Source organism: Streptococcus danieliae, from assembly GCF_009767945.1.
GTDB classification, from domain to species: domain Bacteria; phylum Bacillota; class Bacilli; order Lactobacillales; family Streptococcaceae; genus Streptococcus; species Streptococcus danieliae.
In genome coordinates this window covers 23535-29677 of sequence record NZ_WSRS01000011.1, presented here as the reverse complement: position 1 = coordinate 29677, position 6143 = coordinate 23535, and the positions used below count along the sequence as shown (strand labels likewise).

The window sequence follows — 6143 nt, the reverse complement described above, 5'->3', positions numbered from 1 at the left end:
TACACTCCTGAAATGAATCCAATCGAGCAGGTGTGGACTGAGATTCGTAAAAGAGGATTCAAAAACAAAGCCTTTAAAACACTTGAGGAAGTGATAGATAAACTACAAGAAGTGATTCAAAATTTGCATTGGTCTGATCTAAAATCTATTGTCCATAGAGAATGGCTTTTTTCAGATTTTGAATTTCAATGAGTATTAAATAAAAAGTTATGAAAACCTTTACAAAAGCGAAGGGATACGGTATAATGAGTTGTAAGTCAAACGATTGCCTATCGTGAAGCTATTAAATATATGAGGAGATGTATGATGAAAGATGCATTCAAAAATCTAACGAGCTTTGAATTCTGGCAAAAATTCGGTAAAGCTCTGATGGTGGTTATCGCTGTTATGCCAGCCGCTGGTTTGATGATTTCCATCGGGAAATCGATCCCAATGTTGGGACCGGAAGTTGGCGCTCTGGTGATGATTGGTAGCGTGCTTGAGCAAATTGGTTGGGGTGTTATCGGAAACCTCCACATCCTCTTTGCTCTTGCAATCGGTGGTAGCTGGGCTAAGGAACGTGCGGGCGGTGCTTTCGCTGCGGGACTTTCCTTCATTCTATTGAGCCGCTTGACAGGGGTTATCCTTGGTGTAAATGGTGATATGTTGCGTGATCCAGATGCAACTGTACAAACACTGCTTGGATCAACTATCAAGGTCTCAGATTATTTTGTGAGTGTCCTTGAGGCGCCTGCCTTGAACATGGGAGTGTTTGTCGGAATTATTGCCGGATTTGTTGGAGCAACTGCCTACAACAAATACTACAACTACCGTAAACTTCCAGATGCGCTTTCCTTCTTTAACGGAAAACGGTTTGTACCATTTGTGGTTATCCTACGTTCTGTGATTGTAGCGATTATCCTATCCCTTGTATGGCCAGTCATCCAGTCTGGAATCAACGCTTTCGGTGTTTGGATTGCCAACTCCCAAGAAAATGCGCCATTTATTGCCCCATTCCTCTTTGGTACTTTGGAGCGTCTCTTGTTGCCATTTGGTCTTCACCATATGTTGACCATCCCAATCAACTATACCGCTCTTGGTGGTACTTATGAGATTATGACTGGTGCAACAGCAGGTCAAACTGTATTTGGACAAGATCCACTCTGGTTGGCTTGGGTAACTGACTTGACAAATTTGAAGGCTGCCGGTGATACAGCTGCCTACAACACCCTTCTAGAAACTATCACTCCTGCCCGCTTCAAAGTCGGACAAATGATTGGTTCGATGGGTATCTTGATGGGGATTGTCTTTGCAATCTATAAAAATGTCGATGCCGATAAAAAAGCGAAATACAAAGGGATGCTTACTGCAACTGCCTTGGCAGTTTTCCTAACTGGTGTTACTGAGCCTGTTGAGTACATGTTTATGTTCGTGGCGATGCCACTTTATGTTATCTACGCTTTGATCCAAGGTCTAGCCTTTGGGATGGCAGACATTGTGAACTTGCGGATGCACTCTTTCGGAAGCATTGAATTCCTAACCCGTACTCCACTTGCGATTAATGCAGGTTTGGGAATGGATATTGTAAACTTTGTTTGGGTAACTGCCCTCTTTGGTCTTGTAATGTACTTCATTTCAGACTTTATGATTCGCAAATTCAACTATGCGACACCAGGTCGGAACGGAAACTATGAAGAAGGTATGGCTTCAGCTGATTCTGCGGCAGCAGGTTCTGGTGATGGTAAAGTAGCTGCTCCATCGCAAGCGGTTAACGTTATCAATCTTCTTGGTGGAGCAAGTAACATCAGCGATGTTGATGCATGTATGACCCGTCTTCGTGTAACCGTTAAGGATCCTGATAAAGTTGGATCAGAAGATTTGTGGAAAAAAGAAGGAGCTATGGGTCTTGTGATGAAGGACTCAGGTGTCCAAGCGATTTATGGACCAAAAGCCGATGTTTTGAAATCAGATATCCAAGACCTCTTGGATTCCGGTGAAGTGATTCCACAAACTGTGATGACAGTCTTTGATGATGCTCCTGCAGAATCTTCGGCCCCTCAAGGTAAAGCCGTTGCAGTTGCTAGTGTGGCTGATGGTAAGGCTATTGAATTGGCCTCTGTTTCAGATCCAGTCTTTTCTCAAAAAATGATGGGAGATGGATTTGCAGTTGAACCAAGTAATGGTGAATTCTACGCCCCTGTTAATGCAACTGTAACCAGCATCTTCCCAACCAAACACGCGCTCGGTCTCTTGACTGAAGAAGGACTTGAAATCTTGATCCACATTGGTCTAGATACTGTCAGCTTGGAAGGTAAGCCATTTACCGTTCATGTGGCAGAAGGTCAAAAAGTGGAACGTGGGGATCGTTTAGTAACCGCTGATTTGGATGCTATCCGTGAAGCAGGTCGTGAAACAGCTACAATCGTTGTCTTCACCAATCAAGACTTTGTTCAAAGCGTATCTGTTAACAAACTTGGCCCAGTTGCTAAGGATGATACAGTTGCAACTGTTGAACTATAATCTTAAACTAGAAAAGGGAAAAAATGGCAAAATTCTTAACCTTGAACACCCATTCTTGGATGGAGGAAGAGCCAGAACAAAAATTGGCTGACCTTGTTCAACAAATTGTTCGTGAGGATTATGATGTCATTTGTTTGCAAGAAGTTAATCAGGAGATTAACTCTTCCCCTGCGGAAGAAGTGGCGGGCTACGTAGTAGCTCAGCCACTTCTTGCTATTCATGACGATCATTTTGCACATGTACTGGTGGGTGAATTGCAACAGGCAGGTCTGCAGTATTATTGGAGCTGGGCCTATAATCACATTGGTTATGACCGTTACCATGAGGGAGTGGCGATTCTCTCCAAGGAACCGCTAAAGGCCAAGGAACTATTGGTATCAGATATTGATGATCCCAAGGACTACCGTCGGCGTCAGGTATTGTTGGCGGAGACAGTAGTGGACGGGCAAGCTATTCAAGTGGCTAGTGTCCATCTATCCTGGTGGAACAAGGGGTTCCAAGCTGAGTGGGGGCGCTTGGAAGCGGAACTCAAAGCGAGTTTCCTTCCGCTCGTGTTAATGGGAGATTTTAATAATCCTGCCGGTCAGGAAGGCTATGAGCATATTCTGGCTAGCCCCCTACAACTTCAGGACAGTCACTTGGCAGCGAAAGAAGTCCAGGGTGAATTTACCATGGGTGGACATATCGATGGCTGGGAGGCTAAAACCCCTCCCCTTCGGATTGATTTTACCTTCTTGTCACCTAGCTGGCAGGTAGAGCGGTCAGCTGTGATTTTTGACGGAGTAGCTGGCCCGATTGTCAGCGACCATTTTGGCTTGGAGGTTCTAGCCTATCCTGGCCATTAATAGGACTAATCGTGTATGCGAACTCTGATCAATGATTCGAAAATGAGCTTCAAAGACTTGGACCAAACTCCTTGGGGAGTTCGCAGTTGGTCCAAGTCTTTTTTGGAGTTTTTATTCTCCTTTCTTTACAACCAGCTTTTGGGTATCCGGATTGGAAATTATATTTCTTGTTTTTAGGACTAGCCAGGAGCTTTTTGGCTATTTTTTTCGAATACGGTGTTTGGCATGGTATAATGAAGTGTTGGAGGTGAAGGATGCGTTGCCCGGAATGTCAAAGTGATCAGACTAAGGTTATTGATAGCCGACAAGTGGAGCAGGGAGCTGCGATTCGTCGGCGTCGTGTTTGTGAAAATTGCCAATATCGCTATACAACCTATGAACGGATTGAAACCAAGCCCCTGGTGGTTATCAAAAAAGATGGGCGTCGGGAAAATTTCGAATCTTCCAAGATTTATAATGGCATTTTTCAATCGGCCGAAAAACGTCCAGTTACCTCCGAGCAGATTAAAGAAGTGGTTAAAAAAATTGAGACCAACCTTCGAAATTCATCGAGCGGGGAGGTCAGCTCGGATGAAGTGGGGGACCGTGTTTTAGAAGCTTTATCAGAACTCGATCCCATTGCCTATTTCCGCTTTGCCAGTGTTTACAAACGTTTTAATGAATTAAGTGAGGTCGAGGAACTCCTGCGACAATTCCGACAGAAAGGAGAAGAGAGTGAAACCGAGTGATTTTTTTTACTACGGGAAGGGTTTGGCGCCTCAAAAGGATGCTAGCTCCTTAGTAGTCTTTTATTACCCGATTATTGGGGCGGATGCCTTTGCTCTCTATCACTATTTCTTGAGTTTTTGGGATGGGGGGAGCAGCCAGACCCAGGTTGCCCAGGTACTGAACCACCTCCAATTTGGTGTGGACCGTTTTAATCAGGCCCTTGAATTGCTACAGGTTGTCAGACTAGTGGAAGTTTTTATAGCAGATTCCATTACACTTTATCTGCGCTCTCCTCTTGAAGGAGCGGAGTTTCTTCAAGATCATTTGTTACGTCCCTTATTGAAAAATAAAATTGGAGAAGTCGCTTTAAAAGAACTAGAACCCGCCAAACCGCAAGGGCAGAAGCAGGTGGCGAACGAGGGTAAGTTTTTCAAAGGACTCTTGGCTGGAGAACAGCGAGAAGTTGTCAAAGCCACTTTCAACCAGTTTGACCCAGTCACTTTCCAGAAACGCCTCGAAAAAGGCTCTCTCAGCTATGCCAACCGGGATACGGATGTTCTGGCCTTGGAACTTTTAGCCCGAGAATACCACTTAAATTGGAATCAACTCTATCAGTTGGCAGAAGAAACCGCTGTTCAGGGGAAAGTTGCCACCAATCGCATGGAAGCGAAATTGAAGCAAAAACCAGTTGTGGCTAGTTTTAGTCAGGGAGAGAGCTTCTATTTGAAGGAAAGTAAATCCCAATCTGCTCTGGAGTTTTTAGGGCAGCTCAAGGATACTCGTGGAAGTTCTGTTACCGACCAGGAACGAGCTCTGATTTTGAGCTTGCAGAAACAAGGTTTTTTAGACGAGGTCATCAGTATTCTCTTACTCCTGGCCTATAATCGAGATAACAGCTTGCAGATCAATGAGCGCTATGTTCTCAGAGTGGCTGAGGATTTCCAAAAACAGGGGATTACGAGTGCAGAAGAAGCGATTGTTCGCATTCAGCAACGGATAAAAGAAACATCTCCCTCTCGGAAGCAGACTTCGTCCGGCAACCGGAAGAAAGGAAGTAGCCCATCTAGCCCATCCAATGTTCCTAATTGGAGCCAGAAAAATTATGTCGATCAAACGACACCAGAAGAGATGAGGGCGCGTGAAGAAGAGCGCAAGCGGATGTTCCAACAAATGAAGGGGGAAGGAAACTAGATGAAATCAGTACATAATGCCCTGGAAGGAAAAGCTCAGCGAAAAATGGACTACCAACAGTTGGTCCAAGAGATTCAGCAGGATCCAGACGTGAATCGCTTTATCCAAGAACACGGACTTAGTTTGGAAGAAATTCAACGGTCAATCTCCAAGTTTAGTCAATTTATCAGTGAGCGGGATCGTTTCCAGAAGGGGGAAGAGGCCTACCTCTCCAAAGGTTACCAACCTGTTCTGATCATGAACCAAGGCTATGCAGATGTTAGTTATCAAGAAACAGATGAATTGATTGCAGCTGAAAAAGCCCGAGAACTCCGAAATCGCGTTCAGCTCTTGAATTTACCTGAAAGTCTGAGAGGAGTTAGCCTGCAAGACTTGGATTTAGATGATCGCTGGGCCACCATTGAACAGTTGACCAAATTTATTCTGAACTATCCGCAAGACTACCAAGGTCTCTATCTTTACGGTGATTTTGGCATCGGCAAGACCTACTTGCTAGCAGCTTTTGCCAATGATCTAGCGACTATTAAGGGGATTCAAACGGTGATGTTGCACTTTCCAACCTTTGTTCAGGATCTTAAGGATGGCTTTAAGAACAATACTGTTCGGGAACAAATTGAGGAGGTCAAGGGAGTCCCTTGTTTAATCCTCGATGATATTGGTGCGGAACAATTCTCATCTTGGCTACGAGATGAGGTCCTCCAGGTAATCCTCCAGTACCGGATGCAGGAAAATTTACCGACCTTCTTTAGTTCGAATTTATCCTTTGGAGATCTACAAAAGCGCATGTCCAGAGGAAAAGAAGGTGATGAAAGTTGGCAGGCTCAACGGGTGATGGAACGCCTGCGTTATTTAGTCAAAGAAATACATGTGCCGGGTGCAAACCGGCGGAATCAGTAAAGG

Annotated in this window: 5 protein-coding genes and 1 pseudogene; all 6 read left to right on the top strand. The window is 44.7% G+C overall.

The genetic code is table 11. The annotated features are described in order from the left end of the window. A pseudogene (locus E5983_RS02310) lies at positions 1–192 on the top strand (IS630 family transposase); the annotation flags it as partial. Between the two features lie 111 nt (positions 193–303). Continuing rightward, positions 304–2499 carry a PTS transporter subunit IIBC gene (locus E5983_RS02305; protein ID WP_160332311.1) on the top strand — a complete coding sequence of 732 codons (2196 nt, stop codon included), beginning with the start codon at positions 304–306 and terminating at the stop codon, positions 2497–2499. 23 nt (positions 2500–2522) lie between these two features. Then, on the top strand, positions 2523–3344 hold the full coding sequence (locus tag E5983_RS02300) for an endonuclease/exonuclease/phosphatase family protein (RefSeq protein WP_160332310.1): 822 nt from the start codon (positions 2523–2525) through the stop codon (positions 3342–3344). Between the two features lie 254 nt (positions 3345–3598). Beyond that, on the top strand, positions 3599–4072 hold the full coding sequence (nrdR, locus tag E5983_RS02295; RefSeq protein ID WP_160332309.1) for a transcriptional regulator NrdR: 474 nt from the start codon (positions 3599–3601) through the stop codon (positions 4070–4072). After that, positions 4059–5243: a DnaD domain protein gene (locus tag E5983_RS10100; protein ID WP_160332308.1), complete on the top strand. Its 1185-nt coding sequence runs from the start codon at positions 4059–4061 to the stop codon at positions 5241–5243. The genes nrdR and E5983_RS10100 overlap by 14 nt, the downstream gene beginning before the upstream one ends. Next, positions 5244–6140, top strand: coding sequence for a primosomal protein DnaI (gene dnaI, locus E5983_RS02285; RefSeq protein ID WP_160332307.1), 897 nt, complete (start codon positions 5244–5246; stop codon positions 6138–6140). The last annotated feature ends 3 nt before the right edge of the window (positions 6141–6143 follow it).

What these genes read in the sequence shown, in the direction of transcription:
- E5983_RS02305 (WP_160332311.1), top strand. Translation starts at nt 304, where the DNA reads ATGATGAAAGATGCATTCAAAAATCTAACGAGCTTTGAATTCTGGCAA.
- E5983_RS02300 (WP_160332310.1), top strand. Translation starts at nt 2,523, where the DNA reads ATGGCAAAATTCTTAACCTTGAACACCCATTCTTGGATGGAGGAAGAG.
- dnaI (WP_160332307.1), top strand. Translation starts at nt 5,244, where the DNA reads ATGAAATCAGTACATAATGCCCTGGAAGGAAAAGCTCAGCGAAAAATG.
- nrdR (WP_160332309.1), top strand. Translation starts at nt 3,599, where the DNA reads ATGCGTTGCCCGGAATGTCAAAGTGATCAGACTAAGGTTATTGATAGC.